Source organism: Kamptonema sp. PCC 6506 (genome assembly GCF_000180455.1).
In the GTDB taxonomy this organism is placed as follows: domain Bacteria; phylum Cyanobacteriota; class Cyanobacteriia; order Cyanobacteriales; family Microcoleaceae; genus Kamptonema; species Kamptonema formosum.
This window is the reverse complement of sequence record NZ_CACA01000289.1, coordinates 1-18,716: the sequence shown is the minus strand read 5'-3', so window position 1 is coordinate 18,716 and position 18,716 is coordinate 1. Positions and strand designations below refer to the sequence as shown.

General features: G+C 46.8%; 22 protein-coding genes and 1 pseudogene. All 23 read left to right on the top strand.

Annotated features, from left to right (window positions below):
• The first annotated feature begins 163 nt into the window (after positions 1-163).
• The 23 genes and pseudogenes from OSCI_RS16460 to prfA all read left to right on the top strand — a co-directional run bounded on the left by OSCI_RS16460 (position 164) and on the right by prfA (position 18,563).
• Entirely contained in the window at positions 164-754 is a 591-nt protein-coding gene (locus tag OSCI_RS16460) for a chromophore lyase CpcT/CpeT (protein WP_007356163.1), read from the top strand.
• 68 nt (positions 755-822) lie between these two features.
• A complete protein-coding gene (locus OSCI_RS16455) occupies positions 823-1,971 on the top strand; it encodes an NAD-dependent epimerase/dehydratase family protein (protein ID WP_007356161.1) in 1,149 nt (382 codons plus the stop codon).
• 71 nt (positions 1,972-2,042) lie between these two features.
• Positions 2,043-2,165, top strand: a complete 123-nt coding sequence (locus OSCI_RS32035) for a hypothetical protein (RefSeq protein WP_007356160.1) — start codon at positions 2,043-2,045, stop codon at positions 2,163-2,165.
• A gap of 188 nt (positions 2,166-2,353) precedes the next feature.
• The gene (locus OSCI_RS16450) at positions 2,354-2,992 is read left to right on the top strand and encodes a DUF4291 domain-containing protein (protein WP_007356159.1); all 639 of its coding nucleotides are present in this window, start codon (positions 2,354-2,356) and stop codon (positions 2,990-2,992) included.
• Positions 2,993-3,002: 10 nt separating this feature from the next.
• Positions 3,003-4,136, top strand: a complete 1,134-nt coding sequence (locus tag OSCI_RS16445) for a glycosyltransferase (RefSeq protein WP_007356158.1) — start codon at positions 3,003-3,005, stop codon at positions 4,134-4,136.
• 618 nt (positions 4,137-4,754) lie between these two features.
• Positions 4,755-7,382, top strand: a complete 2,628-nt coding sequence (locus OSCI_RS16440) for a GAF domain-containing protein (RefSeq protein WP_026103615.1) — start codon at positions 4,755-4,757, stop codon at positions 7,380-7,382.
• A 113-nt stretch (positions 7,383-7,495) separates the two neighbouring features.
• The gene (gene rplF / locus OSCI_RS16435) at positions 7,496-8,041 is read left to right on the top strand and encodes a 50S ribosomal protein L6 (RefSeq protein WP_007356156.1); all 546 of its coding nucleotides are present in this window, start codon (positions 7,496-7,498) and stop codon (positions 8,039-8,041) included.
• Between the two features lie 2 nt (positions 8,042-8,043).
• A complete protein-coding gene (rplR, locus tag OSCI_RS16430) occupies positions 8,044-8,406 on the top strand; it encodes a 50S ribosomal protein L18 (protein WP_007356155.1) in 363 nt (120 codons plus the stop codon).
• Positions 8,407-8,524: 118 nt separating this feature from the next.
• Positions 8,525-9,076, top strand: a complete 552-nt coding sequence (rpsE, locus tag OSCI_RS16425; protein WP_007356154.1) for a 30S ribosomal protein S5 — start codon at positions 8,525-8,527, stop codon at positions 9,074-9,076.
• Positions 9,077-9,258: 182 nt separating this feature from the next.
• Positions 9,259-9,702: a 50S ribosomal protein L15 gene (rplO, locus tag OSCI_RS16420; protein WP_007356153.1), complete on the top strand. Its 444-nt coding sequence runs from the start codon at positions 9,259-9,261 to the stop codon at positions 9,700-9,702.
• A gap of 130 nt (positions 9,703-9,832) precedes the next feature.
• Positions 9,833-11,140 carry a preprotein translocase subunit SecY gene (gene secY, locus OSCI_RS16415; protein WP_007356152.1) on the top strand — a complete coding sequence of 436 codons (1,308 nt, stop codon included), beginning with the start codon at positions 9,833-9,835 and terminating at the stop codon, positions 11,138-11,140.
• Positions 11,141-11,142: 2 nt separating this feature from the next.
• A complete protein-coding gene (locus OSCI_RS16410; protein WP_007356151.1) occupies positions 11,143-11,709 on the top strand; it encodes an adenylate kinase in 567 nt (188 codons plus the stop codon).
• A gap of 210 nt (positions 11,710-11,919) precedes the next feature.
• Positions 11,920-12,144 carry a translation initiation factor IF-1 gene (gene infA / locus OSCI_RS16405; protein ID WP_006276978.1) on the top strand — a complete coding sequence of 75 codons (225 nt, stop codon included), beginning with the start codon at positions 11,920-11,922 and terminating at the stop codon, positions 12,142-12,144.
• 109 nt (positions 12,145-12,253) lie between these two features.
• Positions 12,254-12,367 (top strand): 50S ribosomal protein L36, encoded by a 114-nt coding sequence (rpmJ, locus tag OSCI_RS28585; RefSeq protein ID WP_015178722.1) that lies wholly within the window; start codon positions 12,254-12,256, stop codon positions 12,365-12,367.
• 86 nt (positions 12,368-12,453) lie between these two features.
• Positions 12,454-12,837, top strand: a complete 384-nt coding sequence (rpsM, locus tag OSCI_RS16400; protein WP_007356150.1) for a 30S ribosomal protein S13 — start codon at positions 12,454-12,456, stop codon at positions 12,835-12,837.
• An 81-nt stretch (positions 12,838-12,918) separates the two neighbouring features.
• A complete protein-coding gene (gene rpsK / locus OSCI_RS16395; RefSeq protein WP_007356149.1) occupies positions 12,919-13,314 on the top strand; it encodes a 30S ribosomal protein S11 in 396 nt (131 codons plus the stop codon).
• A 111-nt stretch (positions 13,315-13,425) separates the two neighbouring features.
• Positions 13,426-14,367 (top strand): DNA-directed RNA polymerase subunit alpha, encoded by a 942-nt coding sequence (locus OSCI_RS16390; RefSeq protein ID WP_234708761.1) that lies wholly within the window; start codon positions 13,426-13,428, stop codon positions 14,365-14,367.
• Positions 14,368-14,450: 83 nt separating this feature from the next.
• On the top strand, positions 14,451-14,801 hold the full coding sequence (gene rplQ, locus OSCI_RS16385) for a 50S ribosomal protein L17 (RefSeq protein WP_007356147.1): 351 nt from the start codon (positions 14,451-14,453) through the stop codon (positions 14,799-14,801).
• Between the two features lie 88 nt (positions 14,802-14,889).
• A complete protein-coding gene (gene truA / locus OSCI_RS16380) occupies positions 14,890-15,687 on the top strand; it encodes a tRNA pseudouridine(38-40) synthase TruA (protein WP_007356146.1) in 798 nt (265 codons plus the stop codon).
• A gap of 116 nt (positions 15,688-15,803) precedes the next feature.
• Positions 15,804-16,259, top strand: coding sequence for a 50S ribosomal protein L13 (gene rplM, locus OSCI_RS16375; RefSeq protein WP_007356145.1), 456 nt, complete (start codon positions 15,804-15,806; stop codon positions 16,257-16,259).
• A complete protein-coding gene (gene rpsI / locus OSCI_RS16370; protein ID WP_007356144.1) occupies positions 16,259-16,672 on the top strand; it encodes a 30S ribosomal protein S9 in 414 nt (137 codons plus the stop codon). The genes rplM and rpsI overlap by 1 nt, the downstream gene beginning before the upstream one ends.
• Before the next feature lie 147 nt (positions 16,673-16,819).
• Positions 16,820-17,035, top strand: a pseudogene (gene rpmE / locus OSCI_RS32275) (50S ribosomal protein L31); the annotation flags it as partial.
• A gap of 430 nt (positions 17,036-17,465) precedes the next feature.
• Positions 17,466-18,563, top strand: coding sequence for a peptide chain release factor 1 (gene prfA / locus OSCI_RS16360; protein WP_007356142.1), 1,098 nt, complete (start codon positions 17,466-17,468; stop codon positions 18,561-18,563).
• Positions 18,564-18,716 lie beyond the last annotated feature (153 nt).

Here is an 18,716-nt window from a genome sequence, read left to right as displayed (position 1 = left end):
GTCTGCTATAAAAACTTAACTTTGGTATTGAAATTTTAATTGATGAAGCCAATTCGTCATTCACAAGCGATCGCTTTCCCCTTAAAATATTCTGGGATCGGTCAAGTTCAGCATAACCACCGCCCTCCCAAAGACCTATTACCAACTACCAACTCCTCTTCAAATGACCAATTCCACAGACATTGCCACCCTCGCCCGCTGGATGGCCTCCGACTTCAGCAACCAACCCCAAGCCTTTGAAAACCCCCCCTTCTTCGCCCACATCCGCGTCTGTATGCGCCCCCTCCCCGTAGAATTATTAGGAGGAATCAGCCTTTACCTAGAGCAAGCCTACGACTATCAAATCAATCAACCCTACCGAGTTCGAGTATTAAAATTAGTCCCCGCAGTTAATTGCATCGAGATCGAAAACTACGCGATCGAAAACGAAGAACAATTCTACGGCTCATCCCGCGACCCTGTGCGCCTCCAAGCCCTCAAAGCCGAAACTATCAAAAAACTCCCCGGATGCACCTTCATCACCCAATGGACGGGCAACAGTTTCCTCGGTCGAGTCGAACCCGGCAAAGGCTGCACCGTAGTCCGCAAAGGTCAAACTACCTACCTTGACAGCGAATTTGAGATCGATGAACACAAATTCATCAGTCACGACAGAGGGTTAGATCCCGAAACTGACGAGCACATCTGGGGTGCAGTCGCCGGGCCCTTCGAGTTTGTCCGCTGGGCTAGTTTTGCCCATGAGGTTGTAGTTTAAAAGGTTCATATTGCACCATTACCTGATACATTTACCCAGTATTGGCAAGCAAGATTTATCCCTGATTTATGAAAGTCCTGGTTATTGGTGGCGATGGCTATTGCGGTTGGGCAACCGCGCTCTACCTTTCCAATCGAGGTTATGAAGTTGGCATTCTGGACAGTTTTGTGCGGCGGCATTGGGATCTCGAACTTTGCACAGAAACCCTCACTCCTATTGCACCCATTCAACAACGCCTCCAGCGCTGGCATGATTTAACTGGCAAGTCCATTGAACTGTTCGTAGGTGATATCACCAATTATGATTTCCTCAGCAGTTCCCTTCGCAAGTTTAAACCCGAAGCGATACTGCATTTTGGCGAACAGCGATCGGCACCCTTCTCAATGATTGACCGCGAACACGCTGTACTTACTCAAGTTAACAATGTTGTCGGAACGCTAAACATCCTCTATGCTATGCGGGAAGATTTCCCCGATTGTCACTTAGTGAAATTGGGAACGATGGGCGAGTACGGCACTCCCAATATTGATATAGAAGAAGGCTATATCACTATCGAACACAACGGTCGCAAAGATACTCTTCCTTATCCCAAACAGCCGGGATCTTTTTACCATTTAAGTAAAGTTCATGACAGCCACAATATTCACTTTGCTTGCAAAATCTGGGGTCTACGCGCCACAGATTTGAATCAAGGGGTAGTCTACGGCGTTTTAACAGAAGAAACCGGGATGGATGAACTGTTAATTAACCGCTTAGACTACGATGGAGTATTTGGAACTGCCCTGAACCGATTCTGCATTCAAGCTGCTATTGGTCATCCGTTAACGGTTTATGGAAGTGGAGGACAAACGAGAGGATTTTTGGATATTCGGGATACGGTGCGATGTATGGAAATTGCGATCGCAAATCCCGCTGAACCAGGTCAATTTCGTGTCTTCAACCAATTTACCGAAATGTTTAGCGTCGGTGACTTGGCAATGATGGTTAAGAAAGCTGGCACAGCAATGGGAATAAATGTAGAAATCAACCATCTGGAAAATCCCAGAGTTGAGAAGGAAGAACACTACTTCAATGCCAAAAATACCAGTTTACTGAGTCTGGGTTTACAGCCCCACTGTTTGTCAGACTCGTTGATAGATTCCTTGCTGAATTTTGCGATTAAATACAAGCACCGCGTTGACAAAAATGAAATATTGCCTAAAGTTAAGTGGCGGTAAACTAAGGTAGGATGGTTGGGGCAATATAATGTTTCTATTGCCTCTGAATATGGAAGTCCTGAAATAAAAAAATGAAAAGCCGAGTTATAATTCTGCTGCTTTTAGTTGTTTTACCGGGACTTTCAGCTAGTTTAGTATGTGGTTATTACTTCCTGCCAGAATGGGCCGCCCTGGAAGCAAGTTACAAAAACTAACGCCAAGTTAGTCAGTCGCCTAATGCAAGTGAGAAAGATGTTTTTGTTGCCAAAACAGCACAGGAAATTCACAGAATTAACTGCTTTGCTGAAGGAATGGGACTGCTTTTAGGTGCGGTGATTTTCTCAGTTGGAATTCATGGAATTTGTACCTTGCCCAAAGAACCTCTCGATCGGAGTTAGTTAGCATGAATCTGCTAACCTTACCTTACCTAACGCAAGTAAGCCGATGGCCAAAAGCTGGTCGTCATATTTTGGCACAATTTGACGAAAATTCCATAGTAGTCTACCAAGCCTATCGCCCAGCTATTGGCGACTTTGCAGCTTTACATGGTTATTTTGGTGGGGAATTTAAACTCAGCCGCATGAGTTGGATTAAGCCTAACTTTCTCTGGATGATGTACCGTTCCGGGTGGGGGACAAAAGAGGGTCAAGAAGTAATTCTCGCTGTCCGCTTAAAGCGAAGTGCTTTTGATGAAGTTTTGACCGCAGCCGTACATTCTACTTTTGTTTCAGAGGTTTATGCTAGTGAAAAAGAATGGAAACAAGCGGCTAAAAATTCATCTGTGAGGCTGCAATGGGACCCCGACCATCACCCCAACGGTTCCCAAGAAGAGAGGCGGGCTATTCAGTTAGGTTTAAGGGGGGAAATTTTGGTTCATTACGCGCAGGATTGGATTATCAATATTGAAGATATTTCCGAATTTGTGCAGGAACAGCACCAAAATCTTAAAGAAGGTATGGCAAACTTGCTAACACCCAGCGAGGAAGTATATCCGATTACTAATTCCGACACTGCAAAGAGGCTACAAATATCAGTTACCTAAGCAATTTTGTATGAGAGTCGCTCTTTTTACTGAAACATTTCTGCCGAAAATAGATGGGATTGTCACGCGGTTGATTCACACAGTTGAACACCTACAACGCGCTGGCGATAAAGTTCTAATTTTTTCCCCAGATGGTGGGCTAACAGAGTACAAAGGAGCCACAATTTACGGTGTTGAAGGCTTTCCGTTGCCGATGTACCCGGAATTGAAAATGGCATTGCCGCGTCCGTCAATTGGACAGAAACTAGAAGAGTTTCAACCAGATATTATTCATGTGGCTAATCCGGCTATTTTGGGACTGGCGGGTTTGTACTATGGCAAAAAGTTGAATATTCCGCTGTTGGCTTCTTATCACACTCATTTGCCAAAATACCTGCACCATTATGGTTTTGGAATGCTTGAGCCTTTGTTGTGGGAATTACTAAAGGGAGCTCATAATCAGGCTGAGTTAAATCTTTGTACTTCAACGGCGATGGTGGAAGAGTTACGATCGCACGGTATTGAGCGTGTAGACTTGTGGCAGCGAGGCGTAGATACGGAGATGTATCAACCCCAGTTTGCAACGCCAGAAATGCGCGATCGCCTCAGCCAAGGCAATCCAGAGAGCCCACTCTTACTCTACGTCGGTCGCCTCGGTGCAGAAAAAGAAATCGATCGCATCAAACCCGTCTTAGCATCAATTCCTAACGCCCGCCTCGCCTTAGTCGGAGATGGCCCCCACCGCCAAACTTTAGAACAATATTTCGCCGGTACTCCCACCTATTTTGCAGGCTATCTCCGAGGCAGAGAACTCGCCTCAGCCTACGCTTGTGCCGATGCCTTCATTTTTCCCTCCCGCACCGAAACACTAGGCTTAGTGCTCCTAGAAGCGATGGCTGCGGGTACGCCCGTAGTCGCGGCAAGGTCAGGGGGAATCCCCGATATTGTCACCGATGGTGTTAACGGCTATTTATTTGACCCAGCAGATGAGGAAGGTGCGATCGCAGCTACTCAGCGCTTATTTGCCCAACCCCAAGAAGGCGAAACCCTCCGCCAAAACGCCCGTATTGAAGCTGAACGTTGGGGTTGGGCCGCTGCCACTCACCAACTGCGGCGGTACTATGAATCGGTAATCTTGGCTGAGTCACTGCCAAAAGCCGCATAGTTCCAACCGCCAAGGCGGTTAGGGGCTAGGGGCTAGGGGCTAGGGGCTAGGGAAAGAAGGGAAAGAGAATAAAAGTAAGGACTTCGTTGTGAGAACTCAGCCAAACGGTTCGATCGATTTAGAATGTCCTAAATAGTCTTGGCGGTTGCTATCTAGCCTTTTTAAGGGGGGTAGGAGGGATCGATCGCACCTACTCCCCGATCGGGTTTAACATTAAATTTGACATAGTATTGGGAAATAACTTAGGCATAGCAGACTGCGCCCTTCGGGGGGCACACGCGATCGCCGCAATTCCACCCAGCAGAAAAATCCCATTCTCCCCAACAAAAAAACCTATGAACTAACTTCCAGACTAATTATTTTCCACTTATCCCCACAAAACAAACCCCTTAGTTTTGTGTTTTACCTAACTTCACCTTATATTAGCAGAGTGGGCAGCAACATCAAGGTTGTTAAAAATGATTTAAAAGCACATATTACAGGCAGGTGGAAGTTCGCGATCGAGTAAAACGACTTGCCCAAGCAGTGAAGCCGGAAAAGTTTCCACAGTTTGGGGAGCCTCAGAACAAAACATCAGCCAAGCCAAGGGCCACCCTACCCCCTGAAAAAGCAGTTAACATGACATTCTCCAATGCTGGTAGCGTTCTGGCTACACTCACTCAAGTCAATCGCATGGGGGCATTAGCCGCCCGCGTGAAGGATCTGCCAGTTGCCGAATTTGTCTGCCTGCTGGACTTTATCACCGCTGAATTTCAGCAATTTCTGCGTGCGATCGACCTCATCAACAATGAAGCTCTAGAAACTCTTTTAGAGCAACTTTTAGATGCCTTCACCCTCAAAATTGGTCAGATTCTGCAAGCCGATGTCACAACTATATTTTTAGTTAACTCAAATAAAGCTCAACTTTGGTATAAAACCGTCGATCCAACTACCAAAAAAGCTCAAGAAATTCGCCTCCCAATGAACGTCGGTATTTTGGGTCACGTTGCCAATACCGGAGAATGTCTCAATGTAGTTGACGCTTATAATCATCCCCTATTTAACCGGGAAGTTGACGAACTCCCAGGGTATGAAACCCATACAATTCTTTGTATGCCGATTTTCAGCACCAAGAGCGAAAATGCTCCGGTAGCAGTAGTACGGCTCTTAAACAAAGCAGGGAATCAGCCTTTTAATGAAGAAGACGAACAACAATTTCGTGCTTTTGCCGACTCAATTGGAATTATTCTTGAAAGTTGTCAATCTTTCTATGTCGCCGCCCGCAACCAGCGAGGAGTTGCTGCACTTTTGAGAGCGACAACAACATTAGGGCAAAGCCTTGACTTAGAAACAACTTTGCGAGCTGTAATGGAGCAAGCCCGCGATTTAATGCAAGCCGATCGGAGTACCCTATTTCTACTGAGTAAAGAAACCAACGAACTCTGGACAAAAGTAGCCAAAGCCGACGGCAAAACCCTAATGGAAATCCGTATTCCTGCCAATAAAGGCATTGCTGGTTATGTAGCTTCTACTGGTCAAACTCTCAATATTAATGATGCTTATACCGATCCTCGCTTCGATCCGAGTACCGATCATCGTACTGGTTATGAGACGAGAAATATGCTCTGTATGCCAGTTTATAACGCCAAAGGCGAACTAATCGGTGTTACTCAGTTAATTAATAAAAATCAAGGTAGTTTTACTAATTCTGATGAAGAATTTTTGCGGGCTTTTAATGCTCAAGCAGGTATTGCCCTCCAAAACTCGCAATTATTTGAAAATGTTTTAGTGGAAAAGCAATATCAGAAAGACATCTTACAAAGTCTCACAGATGTTGTGATTTCTACGGATATGCAGGGTCGAATTGTCACGATTAATGAAGCCGCTTTAGGATTACTTGGTTGTCCCATCGATCAACCCAATGGTAAACAGAATCGACAACTTTGGGAAGAGAGACTGGTCGATCGCTATGTTTGGGAAGTTGTACCTATTGACAATATACGATTTCGACTAGAAGACAGTTTGAGGAATGCGGCTAGACATTATGTACCGGAACAAACTTTAACTGTGGGTTTATTAATAGAATCGCCAGAATTTGCAGAGGAAGGAGAAACTTATATTCTGACAATTCCCGATCGCAACGATCCCGATATCTTTTACGCTTGGGGAGAAAATAGCCCCGAATCAGGTCAAATTCCAGTAGTTACTAATGCTCAAGCTCCCTTTCATATTACTCATTCTCCCCTGGGTTATCCTCAATGTGCGGTTCCAATTCCTCGTTCTCAAGTTACAGTAGTTGAACGTAGTTTGAATCTAACTGTCAACCCCCTAACTAATCCTGAAGGGGGGGTGCGTGGCGGTATTGTAGTGCTCGAAGATATTTCGAGAGAAAAGCGGATGAAAACTACAATGTATCGTTATATGACCCCTGGAGTAGTTGAGCAAGTAATGGCTTTAGGTGAAGGGGCGATGATGGTAGGTGAACGTAAAGATGTGACTATTTTATTTTCAGATATTCGGGGATATACGACGATTACAGAAAATTTAGGCGCATCGGAAGTGGTAGCGCTTTTAAATCAGTATTTTGAGACAATGGTAGAAGCTGTTTTTCGCTATGAAGGAACTTTAGATAAGTTTATTGGTGATGCGTTGATGGCGGTTTTTGGAGCACCTTTGCCTTTGAAGGAACACGCTTGGATGGCGATTGAAACAGCTTTGGAAATGCGCTGGCGGTTGAAAGAATTTAATACTTCTCGACCTAGTGAGACTAACTTTAAGATTGGAATTGGGATTAGTTCGGGGGAGGTAGTTTCGGGTAATATTGGTTCGGAAAAGCGGATGGATTATACGGTGATTGGAGATGCGGTGAATTTAAGTTCTCGCTTGGAAGAACTGACGAAACAGTATGGCTGCGATATTATTTTGAGTGAGTTTACTTATAATTTGTGTCGCGACCGAATTTGGGTACGGGAGTTAGATAAAGTGCGGGTTAAGGGCAAAAATCAAGCCGTAAGTATTTATGAGTTAATCGATCGGCAAACAGTGCCATTAACTGGGGAAATAGAACAATTTTTAGAATTATATAAGCGGGGTAGAGAGGCTTATATTTGTGGAAATTTTCATCAAGCTATTAGTTATTTTGAGAGTGCGAAGCTAATGCGCCCAACGGATATGGCTGTGGAAGTTCACCTTGAGCGATCGCGCCTTTATTTAGAAGTACCACCGCCTGATGATTGGGATGGTGTTCATACTATGAAAACTAAGTAATTACGAAGTAATAAGGGTGAAAAATAAGGGAATAACAATTACCAATTAGAATTACCAATTACCAATTACCAATTACCAACAGACAAAGGACAAAAGACAAAGGACAAAAAATTATGTCTCGAATTGGTAAGCGCCCAATTAGCATACCTAGTAAAGTGACCGTCACCATTGACGGTCAGCACGTTGCAGTTAAAGGGCCAAAAGGTGAACTTTCTCGACTATTGCCGGCAGAAGTCGTCTTAGAACTGGAAGGGGAAACCTTGTTAGTAACACGCCGGGACGAATCCCGTACCGCCCGCCAGTTGCACGGCCTGTGCCGCACTCTCGTATCTAATATGGTAGAGGGAGTCTCAAACGGCTTTCAGCGTCGTCTGGAAATTCAGGGCGTGGGCTATCGGGCTCAAGTTCAAGGTCGCAACCTGATCTTAAACGTGGGTTACAGCAAACCCGTCGAAATGCCGCCCCCAGAAGGCATTCAAGTGGCAGTTGAAGGCAACGTCAACGTGATTGTCAGCGGCATTGATAAAGAATTGGTGGGAAACACCGCCGCCCGCATCCGGGCAGTCCGCCCACCTGAAGTCTACAAGGGCAAAGGCATTCGCTACACCGGCGAAGTAGTCAGACGCAAGGCTGGCAAGACAGCAGGGAAGAAGAAGTAAAAATGAAACTTACTCGTAAAGAATCAATAGAGCGCCGTCACCGCCGAGTGCGGCGCAAGGTATCTGGTACTCCCGAACGCCCCCGGTTGGCAGTGTTTCGCTCTCACCAGCATATCTATGCACAGGTAATTGACGACACCAAGCAGCACACTTTGGTATCTGCGTCAACCCTCGATCCCGAATTAAAAACCGACCTCAAGAGCGGCGGTAACTGTAACGCTTCCGTGCAAGTCGGTCAATTGATTGCCAAGCGCTGCTCTAGCGCTGGTATCTCCAAAGTTGTCTTTGACCGGGGAGGCAACCTCTATCACGGTCGCGTAAAAGCTCTAGCAGAAGCAGCTCGCGAAGCGGGTTTAGATTTTTAGAGCAGTTATTTGCTAATGGCTAATTGCTAATGGCTAATTGCTAATTAGTAATTACCAGTTAACGGTTAACGGTTAACAGTTAACAGTTAACAGTTAACAATTTCTAAAGGACAAAATAATGGCAGAACAAAAAGAGCAGCGCAACAGCAACACCAACAAGAAAAAAAGTAACAAATCTCGCGACAAAGAACCCGAATGGCAAGAGCGCGTCGTTCAAATTCGCCGCGTTACCAAAGTAGTCAAAGGTGGTAAAAAGCTTAGCTTCCGCGCCATCGTTATCATTGGTAACGAACGGGGTCAAGTTGGAGTCGGTGTTGGCAAAGCCAGTGACGTGATTGGAGCAGTTAAAAAGGGCGTTGCCGATGGCAAAAAGCACCTGATAGAAGTTCCTCTGACTAAGGCTAATTCCATCCCCCATCCTGTCAACGGCGAAGGTGGCGGAGCCAAAGTAATGATGCGACCAGCATCTCCCGGTACTGGGGTAATTGCTGGGGGAGCAGTGCGAACAGTGCTTGAATTAGCAGGCGTTCGCAATATTCTCGCCAAACAACTAGGTTCTGGTAATCCTTTAAACAACGCTAGAGCCGCCGTCAATGCTCTTTCCTCCCTGCGAACCTTTTCTGAGGTTGCCCAAGAGCGAGGCGTTCCTGTTGAACACCTTTATGCTTAGTCAATGGCTAATAGCTAATGGCTAATAGCTAATGGTTAATAGCTAATGGTTAATAGCTAATGGTTAGCGGTTAGTAGGAAAATACAACTAAAAACCAAAGACTAACAATTAGCAATTAGCAATTAGCAATTAGCAGTTAGCAACTAGCAATTACCGATTACCAATTACCTATTACCAAAACTATGAGATTACAAGATGCTCTGCCAAAAGCAGGCTCCCAAAAGCGTCCCCGCCGCTTAGGTCGGGGTATTTCAGCCGGTCAAGGCGCTAGCTCAGGTAAGGGGATGCGCGGTCAAAAATCTCGGTCAGGGAGTGGCACCCGACCAGGTTTTGAGGGCGGTCAAAATCCTCTATACCGCCGCTTACCCAAGTTAAAGAGCTTTCCCCTTGTTAACCGGAAAGAGTACACTACGATTAATGTAAGTAAACTTGCCGAACTGCCACCAAACACAGAAGTAACTTTAGCTTCTTTGATCGATGCAAAAATCGTCACTACTGATGATGGGCCGCTGAAAATCTTAGGAGATGGGGAATTAAATGTGGCCCTGCAAGTGAAAGCTGCTGGTTTTACAGCCGGGGCCCGCGCCAAAATTGAGGCCGCAGGTGGAAGCTGTGAAGTAGTTTAGGGGTGCGCTCTTGGGTAGGCTACGCCAGCTTTAGGCATTCCGATGCGTTGAGATTGGCAAATCCAAATGCACCAAGTCGCCCCTCGATAAAACTCATTTAAAACTCAAATTCACAACTAAAAACTCGTTTATGGACGTTAGTCGAGATAAAGCGCCAACTGCACAAGAGACATTCTTGCAGATGGCTCAAGCTGCTGGTTTGCGGGGGCGCATCCTGGTGACAATCGGCTTGCTGATTTTAGTGCGCTTGGGTGTCCACTTGCCAGTCCCCGGCATTGACCGCGTTGCTTTTGCCCAAAATGTTCAGAATAGCCCTTTAATTGGCTTTTTGGATCTTTTCTCTGGCGGCGGTCTGTCCGCTTTGGGGATTTTTGCTCTAGGGATTTTGCCCTATATTAATGCTTCCATTATCATTCAATTGCTGACTGCGGCTCTCCCCAGTTTAGAGGAGTTGCAGAAGAATGAAGGGGAAGCAGGACGGCGTAAGATTTCTCAGATTACTCGCTATGTGGCACTGGGTTGGGCGGTGCTTCAAAGTGTGGGGATTGCGATCTGGGTCAGCCCCTTTGCCCAGGAACCAGCGCCTTTATTCATTGCTCAAACTGCCTTAGCTTTAACGGCGGGGTCGATGTTTGTAATGTGGGTGTCGGAGTTGGTGACGGAACGGGGAATTGGTAATGGTGCGTCGCTGCTGATCTTTATCAACATTGTGGCAGTTTTGCCGCGTTCTTTGGGTCAAACTGTGGAGTTGGCTCAGAGCGGTAATAGCCAAATTGTCGGTCAAGTCATCGTTTTGTTGCTGGTTTTCTTGGTGATGATTGTTGGGATTGTTTTCGTTCAGGAAGGAACGCGCCGCATCCCGATTATTTCTGCTCGCCGCCAAGTTGGTCGCAAGGTTTACCGAGAAAAAAGCAGCTATTTGCCACTGCGCTTGAATCAAGGCGGAGTGATGCCGATTATTTTTGCTTCGGCTGTTTTGATTTTGCCCGCTTCCTTGGGGCAGTTTACAAATAATCCGATTTTGGTGCAGGTGGCTAATGCTTTGAATCCAAACGGGTCTATGCCTTGGCTCTATGCGCTGGTTTATTTGGTTTTGATCTTGTTCTTTAGCTATTTCTACGCTTCGTTGATTGTCAACCCTGTAGATATGTCTCAGAACTTGAAGAAGATGGGTGCGAGTATTCCTGGTATTCGCCCTGGCCAAAAGACTAGCGAGTATGTGGAGCGGGTGTTGAATCGCCTGACTTTTTTGGGAGCGATTTTTCTAGGCTTGGTGGCGATCGTGCCTACGGCTGTGGAGAGTGCTACTAATGTTACGACTTTTAGAGGGTTGGGAGCGACTTCGCTGTTGATTCTGGTCGGGGTGGCGATCGATACGGCTAAACAAATTCAAACTTACGTCATATCCCAGCGATATGAAGGAATGGTCAAGCAATAGCAATGCAATTGATTTTCTTGGGGCCTCCAGGGGCCGGAAAGGGAACTCAGGCTCAGCTTTTAGCGGCTTTCTGGAAAATTCCCCATATTTCTACGGGTGAGATTTTACGGGCCTGTGTGGTAGCCAAAACTGATTTGGGTCTGAAGGCGCAAGCCTTTATGGATCGCGGGGAGTTGGTACCGGATCGGGTACTTATGGATATTGTGCGGGAACGCCTGAAGGAAGCAGATGCCAGTAATGGCTGGATTTTGGACGGTTTTCCTCGCACTGTAGCCCAGGCAACTTTTTTAGAGGAATTGTTGCAGGAGTGGGATCGGGGAGGCATACAGACGGTTAATTTGGATGTTCCCGATGAAATCTTGGTGGTTCGCTTGTTAGCAAGGGGTCGTAAAGATGACACTGAGGAGACGATCCGCCGCCGTTTGGAGGTTTACCGCGAACAAACTGCACCTTTGATTGGTTTTTATGGCGATCGCCACCAGTTAATTACTGTTGATGGCGATCGCTCTCTGGAGGCAGTCACCGCAGATATTCAACAATTGCTTGAGCCTGCTTCCCCTTCCCGCTAGGTCTGCTATTGCCTCTTGCTTTGAACCTCTTGGCGCTAACAACTTTTGCTAAGATATGTTAACTAGAAACCTTTTAGCTAGTTGGCTTTGTGTTAGGTCTGCCCGTTGCAGCTTTGAGGTAAGAATGCCAATTGTTGAACGGGTACTCAAGAGAACCCCAGGCTTGGCTCTCTATGAGTGAATTAGTTGTTGAGTTGAGGAAACTACCACTTGTCTAAGCAAGATTTAATTGAAATGGAAGGGACGGTGACAGAATCACTGCCCAATGCGATGTTCCGCGTTGACCTAGATAATGGGTTTAATGTTCTGGCTCACATTTCTGGCAAGATCCGCCGTAATTACATCAAAATCCTTCCAGGCGATCGCGTCAAGGTCGAGTTAACACCTTACGACTTGACAAAAGGGCGAATTACTTATCGCCTGCGGAAAAAGTAGCCTTAGATAAACTTTCTAAATACTAAATTCCAATTTAGTTAGATAGATTGTTGTAAATTCACCCAAGTTAATGCTATAATGCTACGTTTGTAGTGTTGCCCAGAAAGGCATGAAAGTTCGAGCATCTGTTAAGAAGATTTGTGAAAAGTGTCGCGTCATCCGCCGTCGCGGTCGAGTGATGGTGATATGTACTAACCCGAAACATAAGCAACGCCAGGGTTAGGGGGTTTATTATCCCAGGCATCGGAGCAATCTGCTGCCTGATTCAACAACATTGTAGCTAATTAGCATTCAGTAGGGAGTAAAAGCGTGGCACGGATTGCCGGGGTAGACCTTCCACGCGATAAGCGCGTAGAGATTGGTCTGACATACATTTATGGAATTGGACTAACCAGATCCCATGAGATTCTAAGCGCCACAGGCGTAAATCCTGACACTCGCGTTAAGGATTTAAGCGACGCTGACGTGACAGCTCTGCGGGGAGAGGTAGAAACCAACTATCAAGTCGAAGGGGATCTCCGGCGCTTGGAGTCTATGAACATCAAGCGCTTGATGGACATCGGGACTTACCGGGGTAGACGGCATCGCTTGGGCTTGCCCGTGCGGGGTCAGCGTACCCGAACCAATGCCCGGACTCGCCGGGGCGTTCGCCGCACTGTTGCAGGCAAGAAAAAGGCACCTTCCAAGAAGTAACCTTTTTTTCCATCTATTTTCCGTGCAGGCTGGCACAAAGCCAGCAGGCAGTCAACTTCAAATGCCGTTAAAGAGACTCATATGGCGAGACAAACAACCAAAAAAGCTGGAGCCAAAAAGCAAAAAAGGAATGTACCCAACGGCCAAGCCTTTATCCAGTCTACCTTTAACAATACAATTGTCACGATCACCGACCTCAACGGCGAAGTGATTTCTTGGGCTTCAGCGGGTTCGAGCGGCTTTAAAGGAGCCAAGAAGGGTACTCCCTTCGCAGCTCAAACCGCAGCCGAAAGTGCGGCCCGCCGCGCTAACGACCAAGGTATGCGCCAAGTTGAAGTCATGGTTAGCGGGCCGGGAGCAGGTCGCGAAACAGCAATTCGGGCCCTCCAGGGTGCGGGTCTGGAAATCACCCTGATTCGAGATGTTACCCCCATTCCTCACAATGGCTGCCGCCCTCCCAAACGGCGACGAGTCTAATTAATTAAAAATGTAAAATTAAAAATTAAAAATCAACGCAATTAAATTTGGCATTTTTAATTTTTAATTTTTAATTCACTGTGGGGTTCAATGGAAAAGGGAGGTCACTCCGTGGCGCAATTTCAGATTGAGTGTATAGAGTCCAACACTGATAAAGACCGTAGTCAGTACGGAAAATTTATCCTTGAACCGCTAGACCGGGGTCAAGGAACGACTGTTGGAAATGCGCTTAGGCGCGTGATGCTGTCCAACCTCGAAGGAACGGCTGTAACTTCAGTCCGCATTGCCGGAGTCAATCACGAGTTTGCCACAATTGAGGGGGTACGGGAGGATGTTCTAGAGATCCTGCTCAACATGAAGGAGGTTGTCCTTAAAAGTCATTCTTCCCAACCGCAAATTGGCAGACTGCGAGTAGAAGGGCCTGCAACAGTCACCGCAGACCGCTTTGATGTACCCTCTGAGGTTGACGTGATCGATCGCAGCCAGTACATTGCCACTCTCTCCCCAGGATCGACGCTGGAAATGGAATTCCGCATAGAAAGAGGGGTAGGGTATCGGGCAGTAGATCGGAGCCGTGACGATGGGGGAGCTCTAGATTTTCTCGCCATTGATGCGATTTTTATGCCGGTTCGCAAAGTCAACTACAGCGTTGAGGATGCCCGCGTAGGCGGCTCTACAGAGAAAGACCGGCTGATCATGGAAATCTGGACTAATGGCAGTTTGACACCTCAAGAGGCTCTCAGTCAAGCGGCTAGCATCTTGGTCGATCTGTTCTCTCCCCTGAAAGACATCACTTTAGAGTCACTCAGAAGTGATGTGGGTTCAGATGCAGATCCCACCAGTCAGATTCCTATTGAAGAGTTACAGTTGTCAGTCCGAGCTTACAACTGTCTAAAGCGGGCGCAAATCAATTCAGTCGCAGATTTGTTGGACTATACCCAAGAAGACTTGTTAGAAATCAAGAACTTCGGTCAGAAGTCCGCAGAAGAAGTGATAGAAGCTTTGCAGAAACGCTTGGGCATTACCTTGCCCCAGGAAAAGGCTAAAACTTAAAGCAGAGTTAACGGTTAACGGTTAACAGTTAACGGTTAACTGTTAACCAATTACCAATTACCAATTACCAATTACCAATTGATATGCGTCACCGTTGTCGTGTTCCCCAACTTAGTAAACCTGCTGACCAGCGCAAGGCACTGCTGCGATCGCTGACAACAGAATTAATCCGTCATGGTAAAATCACCACCACCCTCACCCGCGCCAAAGCTGTGCGACCAGAAGTGGATCGGATGATTACCCTGGCAAAAGATGGCTCCCTGGCAGCTCGTCGGCGGGCAATGGGCTATATCTATGACAAACAGCTAGTACACGCACTGTTTGAACAAGCTCAAGAACGCTATGGCAATCGTAACGGTGGATATACCCGCGTCCTGCGGACTGTCCCCCGAACTGGAGATCATGCAGAAATGGCCATTATTGAACTGGTCTAATGCGGTGAAAATAATTAAAAGTTAAAGAAACAAAATTAAAAATGACTAAATTTAATTTTTAATTTTTAATTGTTAATTTTTAATTATTATGCAGCGTATTGCTTTGGTCATCCAATATATCGGCACAGACTTGCACGGTTGGCAGCGGCAGCCGCATCAGCGTACAGTACAAGAAGAGATCGAAACAACTATCTCAACGGTGCTGCAACGTCCGGTAACGCTGCACGGAGCCGGAAGAACCGACTCTGGAGTTCACGCCGCTGCTCAAGTAGCGCATTTTGATGCCGAAGGCCCAGTTCCAGCTCACCGCTGGCAAGATATTCTCAACTCGCGACTGCCTAAAGATATTTTAATTCGAGCCTCCGCTAAGGTGGAACCCACCTGGCACGCTCGGTTTTCAGCCACTTGGCGGCGCTATCGCTACACCCTTTATACAGACCCAGTACCTAACTTGTTTGTCCGTCCCTTTGCTTGGCACTATTATCATGCACCTCTGGATGAATCTTTAATCCAGGCGGCTTTGACTCCCTTGATTGGGCGCTTTCACTTGGCAGCTTTTCACCGCGCCGGGTCGTCACGCCCTCATTCTTGGGTAGACGTGCAAGTAGCAGAATGTCAGCGATTTGGGCCGTTCATTCACATCGAGGTTCAGGCAAGTGGGTTTCTGTACGGGATGATGCGGCTGCTAGTGGGGCTGCTGGTGCAGGTGGGTAGAGGAGAGCGATCGCTTGAGAATTTTAAAGATATCTGGGTTCAAGAACGCCGAGAAATGGTAAAATATTCTGCCCCTGCTCATGGTTTATGCCTGCTGCGGGTTGGCTATCCAGAATTACCATTTCCCCCTCACATCTGGTACGACACCCAACCTAAATTTGTCTTTGGTTAACTGTTAACTGTTAACTGTTAGTTGTTTCACCAATTAGCAATTAGCAATTAGCAATTAGCAATTAGCAATTAGCAATTAACCACTAACAACTAACAACTAACAACTAACAATTACCGATGAACACAACTTATGTCCCTCCTGTAAATACCCTAGAACATAACTGGTATGTCGTGGATGCGACAGATCAGCGTCTAGGTCGTCTTGCTAGTGAAATTGCCACGCGCCTCCGGGGAAAAAATAAGCCTACTTTTACTCCCCACATGGATACGGGTGATTTCATTATTGTGATCAATGCCGAAAAGGTAGCTGTTACTGGCAAAAAACGCAGCCAGAAAATCTACCGCCGCCATTCTGGTAGACCAGGTGGTATGAAAACGGAAACCTTTGCTAAATTGCAAGTCCGTTTACCCCAAAGAATTGTTGAAGAAGCTGTGCGTGGGATGCTACCCCATAATTCCTTGGGAAGACAGCTATTTACTAAGCTGAAAGTATATGCGGGCCCTGACCATCCCCACGCCGCTCAAAAACCCGAACAGTTAATTATTAATACGATTCCGGGAGGAAATGATTAATGCAAGTTGTAGATACATCAGGTCGCGCTATGTACTGGGGTACAGGCCGCCGCAAATCTTCGATCGCACGGGTACGTTTAGTACCTGGTACTGGCGAATTAACCATCAACGGTAAAAAGGGCGATCTTTATCTGCAATTTAATGCAGGTTATTTGGCTCTAGCTAAGGCTCCTCTGGAAACTTTGGGCCTAGAAAATGAGTACGATATTTTAGTGAAAGCTGAGGGCGGTGGGTTGACTGGCCAGGCTGACTCTATCCGCTTAGGCGTTGCTAGAGCTTTGTGTCAATTAGACCCAGAAAACCGCAAGCCTTTGAAGAGTGAGGGTTACTTGACTCGCGATCCCCGCGCTAAAGAACGGAAGAAGTACGGTTTGCGGAAAGCTCGTAAGGCTCCTCAATACTCGAAACGGTAGGCGCGAAGGAAGAAGGAAGAAGGAAGAAGGAAGAAGGAAGAGGGAAGAAGAAAATCTCCCCAGCTCCCCTGCTCCTCCCCTTCCCACTCCCCCGCTCCATAGGTCAGCTAAAATAGTAGTAGATTTGCAAGACTAGAGAGTAAAAAAATGGCAAAGGATGGTATTCATCCCAAGTGGTATCCCGAAGCAAAGGTTTACTGCAACGGGGAAATGGTGATGACGGTTGGCTCGACTAAGCCAGAACTGAATGTTGATGTCTGGTCTGGCAATCATCCCTATTACACTGGGACTCAGAAGATTATTGACACGGAAGGACGAGTTGAGCGGTTCTTACGGAAGTACGGGATGATGGATGGCGGTCAAATGCCCCCACCAGTCGATCCTCAAGCGAGTGGCCCCGTTGTAGAGGCTCCCAAAACAGAGACAACCCCTGCTAAGGGTGGTAAGGGCGGCAAAAAGAAGAAGTAGCTATTGTCATTTGTCCGCAGTCTGTTGAGGGTGGTTTTTTCTACCAACAACTTACATCTGTGGGATTGGGAAGGGCGGATTTTGGATTTTAGATTGACGGGTTGGTGGGCGAGTTAAGAAGTCTGCGTGGGCGAAGCTAATGGTAAGTATCGCGACTATTTAATCTAAATCCAAAATCTCAAGTTCTCGATCGAAAATCGGCACAAAATGACACGGGTTTTCTAGCCTGTGTTGAAAAATAACACAGGCTTTTTGGTCTGTGGTGTTAATGAAGCAGGCTTAAAAGCCTGTGCTGCCAACTAACAAAGGACAAAGGACAAGTACAATGGCTGAATCTTATTTGCTGGATAAATTGAAGTCCGTTGAGCAAACTTTTAATGAGTTGACTCGGCGGATGGCAGATCCTGATGTCGCGAAAGATCCGAATGAGTTTCAACGGGTAGCTAAGGCTCGATCTTCTTTGGAGGAAGTGGTTAATACTTTTGAGCTTTGGAAGGAAACTCAGGAGAATTTAGCTGGTGCTAAACAGATTTTAAAGGAATCGGCGAGCGATCCTGAGATGCAGGAGATGGCATCTTTGGAGGTGGGTGAACTTGAGGATAAGTCGGATTATCTAGAAAGTCGCTTGAAGGTTTTGTTGCTGCCACGAGATCCGAATGATGATAAGAATATCATGCTAGAAATTCGGGCGGGTACTGGCGGGGATGAGGCGAGTATTTGGGCTGCTGATTTAGTGCGGATGTATTCTCGCTATGCTCAGAGTCAAAATTGGCAAGTGAAAATGCTGAGCGAGTCGGTGGGAGAGAGTCGGGGTTTTAAAGAGGCGATTCTGGAAATTCAAGGCGACAGTGTTTATAGTAAGTTGAAGTTTGAGGCAGGAGTGCATCGGGTGCAGCGGGTGCCGGTGACGGAGGCGGGTGGCCGGGTGCATACTTCGACGGCGACGGTGGCGGTGATGCCGGAGGTGGATGATGTGGAGATTCATATCGATCCGAAGGATATTGAAATGAGTACGGCTCGCTCTGGTGGGGCTGGCGGTCAAAATGTGAATAAGGTGGAGACTGCTGCTGATTTGTTCCACAAGCCGACGGGGATTCGGATTTTTTGTACTGAGGAGCGGAGTCAGTTGCAGAATAAGGAGCGGGCGATGCAGATTCTGCGGGCTAAGCTTTATGAGATGAAGTTGCGAGAGCAGCAGGATGAGGTGACTTCGATGCGGCGATCGCAGGTTGGTACTGGTTCGCGATCGGAGAAGATTCGGACTTATAACTATAAGGATAATCGGGCTACGGATCACCGGTTGGGTGAGAATTTCTCTCTGAATACGATTTTGGAGGGGGATATTGATGATGTGATTCAGGCTTGTATTTCTCTGGATCAGCAAGAACGTTTGGCGGAATTAGCTGCTTCGACTTCTAATTAATGCTCTAATTAATCGATTGATGGGGAACTAGGCGCAAGCTAGGCTGAGTTGGAGATCAAATCCGGTAGCATCGGAATTAATATTACCCACAGTCAGGACACGGCAGTGCTCAAGGCGTGTCAACAACCGCTGAAACCCGCCAGGGACTTAAGT

What these genes read in the sequence shown, in the direction of transcription:
- OSCI_RS16460 (WP_007356163.1), top strand. Translation starts at nt 164, where the DNA reads ATGACCAATTCCACAGACATTGCCACCCTCGCCCGCTGGATGGCCTCC.
- OSCI_RS16455 (WP_007356161.1), top strand. Translation starts at nt 823, where the DNA reads ATGAAAGTCCTGGTTATTGGTGGCGATGGCTATTGCGGTTGGGCAACC.
- OSCI_RS32035 (WP_007356160.1), top strand. Translation starts at nt 2,043, where the DNA reads ATGAAAAGCCGAGTTATAATTCTGCTGCTTTTAGTTGTTTTACCGGGA.
- OSCI_RS16450 (WP_007356159.1), top strand. Translation starts at nt 2,354, where the DNA reads ATGAATCTGCTAACCTTACCTTACCTAACGCAAGTAAGCCGATGGCCA.
- OSCI_RS16445 (WP_007356158.1), top strand. Translation starts at nt 3,003, where the DNA reads ATGAGAGTCGCTCTTTTTACTGAAACATTTCTGCCGAAAATAGATGGG.
- OSCI_RS16440 (WP_026103615.1), top strand. Translation starts at nt 4,755, where the DNA reads ATGACATTCTCCAATGCTGGTAGCGTTCTGGCTACACTCACTCAAGTC.
- rplF (WP_007356156.1), top strand. Translation starts at nt 7,496, where the DNA reads ATGTCTCGAATTGGTAAGCGCCCAATTAGCATACCTAGTAAAGTGACC.
- rplR (WP_007356155.1), top strand. Translation starts at nt 8,044, where the DNA reads ATGAAACTTACTCGTAAAGAATCAATAGAGCGCCGTCACCGCCGAGTG.
- rpsE (WP_007356154.1), top strand. Translation starts at nt 8,525, where the DNA reads ATGGCAGAACAAAAAGAGCAGCGCAACAGCAACACCAACAAGAAAAAA.
- rplO (WP_007356153.1), top strand. Translation starts at nt 9,259, where the DNA reads ATGAGATTACAAGATGCTCTGCCAAAAGCAGGCTCCCAAAAGCGTCCC.
- secY (WP_007356152.1), top strand. Translation starts at nt 9,833, where the DNA reads ATGGACGTTAGTCGAGATAAAGCGCCAACTGCACAAGAGACATTCTTG.
- OSCI_RS16410 (WP_007356151.1), top strand. Translation starts at nt 11,143, where the DNA reads ATGCAATTGATTTTCTTGGGGCCTCCAGGGGCCGGAAAGGGAACTCAG.
- rpmJ (WP_015178722.1), top strand. Translation starts at nt 12,254, where the DNA reads ATGAAAGTTCGAGCATCTGTTAAGAAGATTTGTGAAAAGTGTCGCGTC.
- rpsK (WP_007356149.1), top strand. Translation starts at nt 12,919, where the DNA reads ATGGCGAGACAAACAACCAAAAAAGCTGGAGCCAAAAAGCAAAAAAGG.
- rplQ (WP_007356147.1), top strand. Translation starts at nt 14,451, where the DNA reads ATGCGTCACCGTTGTCGTGTTCCCCAACTTAGTAAACCTGCTGACCAG.
- truA (WP_007356146.1), top strand. Translation starts at nt 14,890, where the DNA reads ATGCAGCGTATTGCTTTGGTCATCCAATATATCGGCACAGACTTGCAC.
- rplM (WP_007356145.1), top strand. Translation starts at nt 15,804, where the DNA reads ATGAACACAACTTATGTCCCTCCTGTAAATACCCTAGAACATAACTGG.
- rpsI (WP_007356144.1), top strand. Translation starts at nt 16,259, where the DNA reads ATGCAAGTTGTAGATACATCAGGTCGCGCTATGTACTGGGGTACAGGC.
- prfA (WP_007356142.1), top strand. Translation starts at nt 17,466, where the DNA reads ATGGCTGAATCTTATTTGCTGGATAAATTGAAGTCCGTTGAGCAAACT.